The organism is Bradyrhizobium sp. STM 3809 (genome assembly GCF_000239795.1).
Taxonomy (GTDB): domain Bacteria; phylum Pseudomonadota; class Alphaproteobacteria; order Rhizobiales; family Xanthobacteraceae; genus Bradyrhizobium.
This window is the reverse complement of the sequence record NZ_CAFJ01000765.1, coordinates 1-4,404: the sequence shown is the minus strand read 5'-3', so window position 1 is coordinate 4,404 and position 4,404 is coordinate 1. Positions and strand designations below refer to the sequence as shown.

At 69.3% G+C, this 4,404-nt stretch carries 2 protein-coding genes; both read left to right on the top strand.

Annotation, left to right across the window (positions count from 1 at the left end; translation table 11 throughout):
* A partial coding sequence (locus BRAS3809_RS32610; protein ID WP_035660082.1) for a flagellar protein FlbB occupies nt 1–462 on the top strand: 462 nt, incomplete at its 5' end.
* Between the two features lie 104 nt (nt 463–566).
* On the top strand, nt 567–4,337 hold the full coding sequence (locus BRAS3809_RS36940) for a hypothetical protein (protein WP_008966272.1): 3,771 nt from the start codon (nt 567–569) through the stop codon (nt 4,335–4,337).
* The last annotated feature ends 67 nt before the right edge of the window (nt 4,338–4,404 follow it).

The window sequence follows — 4,404 nt, the reverse complement described above, 5'->3', positions numbered from 1 at the left end:
CCGGCGGAGAAGGCGATCCTGGAGCGGCTGCAGTCGCGCCGCCAGGAGCTCGAGGCGCGGCAGCGCGAGATCGACATCCGCGAGAGCCTGTTGAAGGCCGCCGAGCAGCGCATCCAGTCCAAGACCGAGGAGATGAAGGCGATCGAGAGCCGGATCTCCGGCGCCCAGGCGGCGAAGACCGAGGCCGACAACGCCCGCTTCAAGAGCATCGTCACGATGTACGAGGGCATGAAGCCGAAGGACGCCGCCAAGGTGTTCGACCGGCTCGACATGTCGGTGCTGATCGAGATCGCCTCGCAGATCGCGCCGCGCAAGATGTCCGACATCCTCGGCCTGATGACACCGGAGGCGGCCGAGCGGCTCACCGTCGAGCTCGCCCGCCGCGCCGGCGCCGACAAGCCGGAGGCGAGCGCCGAGCTGCCGAAGATCGAAGGCAAGATCGTGCCTGTGAAAAGCAATTGAGCCGCATGTTTAATGCGCCCTTAAACGCCGGCTCCTAGACTTGCCGCGTGGCGGGGCAGGCGTATCCGTCCATCTTGCGGATATCGAACTGGAAGCTTGTGACCATGGCGCGCACGACTCCCTCTGGATTGCGGTCGCAGGCCCGTGCGCGCGTGCGCGCCGGCCTTGCGCTGCTGTCGGCCATCGTGATCGGCCTGATGCTGTCGACCGTCGCGGCTGGTGCGGCGCCGGTGCCGGGCGAGGCGAGCCTGTCGGCCCAGAACGGCTATGCGCGGCTGGTGCTGAAATTCTCCGAGGATGTCGGCGCCGACGTCACCACGGCCGGCTCGATCCTGCTGATCCGGTTCGACCGCCCGGCGAGCGTGCCGATCGACCGCTGGGTCGATGCGGCGCCGGACTACATCTCCTCGGCGCGCGGCGATCCCGACGGCTCGGCGCTGCGGCTGTCGTTGTCGCGCAAGGTCCGCGTCAACACCATGGTCGCGGGCGAGCGCGTCTTCATCGACCTGCTGCCGGACAGCTGGACCGGCGCGCCGCCGCCGCTGCCGGCCGAGGTCGTGCGCGAGCTCGCCGAGCGCGCCCGCGCGGCCGAGAAGGCGCTGCGGCTGCAGCGGGCCGAGGCTGAGTCGAAGCGGCGGCCGCCGATCCGCGTCCGGGCGCTGGTGCAGCCGACCTTCGTGCGCCTGGTGTTCGAGATCCCCGACGGCGTCGGCATCTCCTCGGTGATGAACGACCAGAAGATGTCGCTGTTCTTCTCGGCGCCGCTCAATTTCGATCTCGCCGACGCCAAGATCGTGTCGCCGCCGAACGTCGCCGCGATCAACCAGCGCCTCGACGGCAGCAAGACCGTGGTCGAGATCGGCCTGATCGGCGAAGTCGACGTCCACGCCTTCCGCGAGGAAAAGAACTACAACATCGACATCGCCTATGTGCAGCCGGACAAGAAGGTCGCCGCGGTGTCCGCCGACGCGCTGCCCGGCGCCAAGGCCGCCGTCGCCGAGAAGCCCGCGGCGGAGAAGGCCAATGGCGACAGGCCGAAGGCTGCCGCGCAGCCGGAGATCGTGCCGCCGACCTCGGAGACCATCGCCAAGGAGATGAAGGCCGAGGCCAAGCCCGCGATCGCGGCGCCGGCGACCGAGCCGGCGCAGGCGGCTGCTCCTGCAGCGATGAAAGCCGAAGCCGCTTCCGAGGCTCCCAAATCCGAGGCTCCCAAGTCCGAGGCTCCCAAGTCCGAGGCTTCCAAGTCCGAGGCTTCCAAGTCCGAGGCTTCCAAGTCCGAGGCTTCCAAGTCCGAGGCCCCCAAGTCAGAGGCTCCCAACCCCGAGGTCGCCAAGCTCGAGGCAGCCAAGCCCGAGCCGGTCAAGCCCGAGGCAGTGCACGGTGAGACCGCCAAGCCGATGGAGAAGCCGGCGGAGATGGCCGCGAGCGGCGCGGCGACCCTGGAGGCGCTGCGCGACAGCGAGGGCCTGCGGCTGACCTTCGGCTTCGGCCAGGTCACGCCGGCGGCGCTGTTCCGCCGCGGCGACACGGTCTGGATGGTGCTGGACTCCACCAAGCCGATCGATGTCGAGCCGATCCGGGCCAAGGGCGGCGCCATCATCGGCGAGGTCAACCGGATGCCGCTCGACAAGGGCCAGGCGATCCGCATCCGCCTCAACCGGCCGCAGATGCATTCGCTCGCCAGCGACGATGGCGGGCGCAGCTGGACGCTGTCCTTCGCCGACAAGGGGCTGACCAGCCAGCAGCCGCTGATGGTGATGCGCAACGTCACCGACCCCGCGCTCGCCAATGTGATGGTGCCGCTCGCCAATCCCGGGGCGGGGATGCTGCACCGGCTGACGGATCCCGATGCCGGCGACACGCTGCTGGTGGTGACCGCGCCGCCGCCGATCCGCGGCTTCATCAAGCGCCAGGATTTCGTCGACCTGTCGCTGCTCGATTCCATCCACGGCATCGCCGTGCGTCCGAACTCCGACGACATCGCCGTCGAGATCGCGCCCGACAAGGTGATCCTGGGCCGGCCCGGCGGATTGACGCTGTCCTCGATCGGCTTCTCGCCGGAGCGCGCACCGACCGCCGTCCGGCCAATGTTCGACATCGACGAATGGCAGCAGAACCGGACCCAGCCGTTCGTGCCGCGCGAGGACATGCTGATCAAGGCGGCGGCGGAGGCCGATCCCGAGCGTCGCGCCCAGGCACGGCTGGCGCTGGCGCGCTTCTACATGGCGCGCGGGATGTATCCGGAGGCGCGCGGCATCACCAATCTGATGATCTCCGACGCCGACCCGCGCACCGACGAGACCGCGATGCTGATGATCCATGCGGTCGCCAGCATCCTGATGGGGCGGCCGGACCAGGGCCTGAAGGATCTCGCCACCTCCTCGATCGGCAACAATTTCGACTCGCAGATGTGGAAGGGCCTCGCTTTCGCGCGCCAGGGCAAGTTCGCCGACGCGCGCGAGAAGCTGAAGAATGTCGAGTTCGCGATCGCCTCGCTGCCGCTCGACCTGCAGCGCGTGGTGATCGCGGATGCGATGAAGTCGTCGCTCGAGATCAAGGATTTCGCCGGCGCCGCCAAGCGCCGCGCCGAGCTCGACGTGATCGGCGTGCCCGCGGACATGAAGCCCGACATCGCCGTGCTGCGCGGCCGCCTCGCCGAGGCGATGGGGCAGGAGAAGGATGCGCTCGACGACTATCGCTCCGCGATCGACTCCGACGACCGAATGGCCGCAGCGGAGGCCAAGCTGTTCGAAATCAAGCTTCTGCAGAAGCGCGGCGAGATCAAGCCGGCCGAGGCGCTCAAGGAGCTCGAGACCCTGCAGGTGACCTGGCGCGGCGACGCCATCGAGGTACAGACGCTGCAGATGATGGCGCAGCTCTACGAGGAGGCCGGGCGCTACGCCGATTCGCTCGAGGCCGCGCGCATGGCGTCCCGCCTGATGCCGAACTCCGACATGGCGCGCCAGGCCCAGGACGCCGCGCAGCGGCTGTTCTCGCAGCTGTTCCTGGGCGGCAAGGCCGACGAGCTGCCGCCGGTCGACGCGCTCAGCATCTTCTACGGCTTCCGCGAGCTGACCCCGATCGGCCGCCGCGGCGACGAGATGATCCGCAAGCTCGCCGACCGTCTCGTCGGCATCGATCTGCTCGACCAGGCCGCCGAACTGCTGCAGTATCAGGTCGACCACCGCCTCGAAGGCGCGGCGCGCGCCCAGGTCGCCGCGCGTCTCGCCATGGTGTACCTCACCAACCGCAAGCCGGACCGCGCGCTGGAAGCGCTGCGCACCACCCGCATCGCCGATCTCGCCGGCGAACTGCGCCAGCAGCGGCTGCTGCTGGAGGCGCGCGCCAACAGCGACATCGGCCGCCACGATCTCGGGCTGGACATCATCACCAATGTGGCGGGGCGCGAGGCGATCCGGCTGCGCTCCGACATCTACTGGGCGTCGCGGCGCTGGCGCGAGGCGTCCGAGCAGATCGAGCTGTATTACGGCGACCGCTGGCGCGATTTCCGTCCGCTCAATCCGGCCGAGCGCGGCGACATCCTGCGCGCCGTCGTCGGCTACGCGCTGGCGGACGATGCGATCGGGCTGGCGCGCTTCCGCGAGAAATACGCGCCGCTGATGACCGGCGAGGCCGACAAGATCGCCTTCGACGTCGCCAGCAAACCGGCCAGCGGCTCGAGCGCCGAGTTCGCCCAGATCGCCAAGATGGCCGCGAGTGTCGATACGCTCGACGGCTTCCTGCGCGACATGCGCGCGCGCTTCCCCGACGCCACCGGCAAGCCGGAGGGCAAGGATGCGGCGAAGCCCGCGCTCGAATCCACCGGCGCCCTGCCGCGCATCCAGGGCGTCAAGCAGGCGATCGCGGGCCGTTGAGCGCAGCGCGGAGCCGAAGCTGCCGCTGGGAACGGACGGGAGCGGAAGCGTAGCCCTGATTGACGCC

Bases quoted from the DNA above. Each gene is read 5' to 3' on its own strand.
- BRAS3809_RS36940 (WP_008966272.1), top strand. From the start codon at position 567: ATGGCGCGCACGACTCCCTCTGGATTGCGGTCGCAGGCCCGTGCGCGC.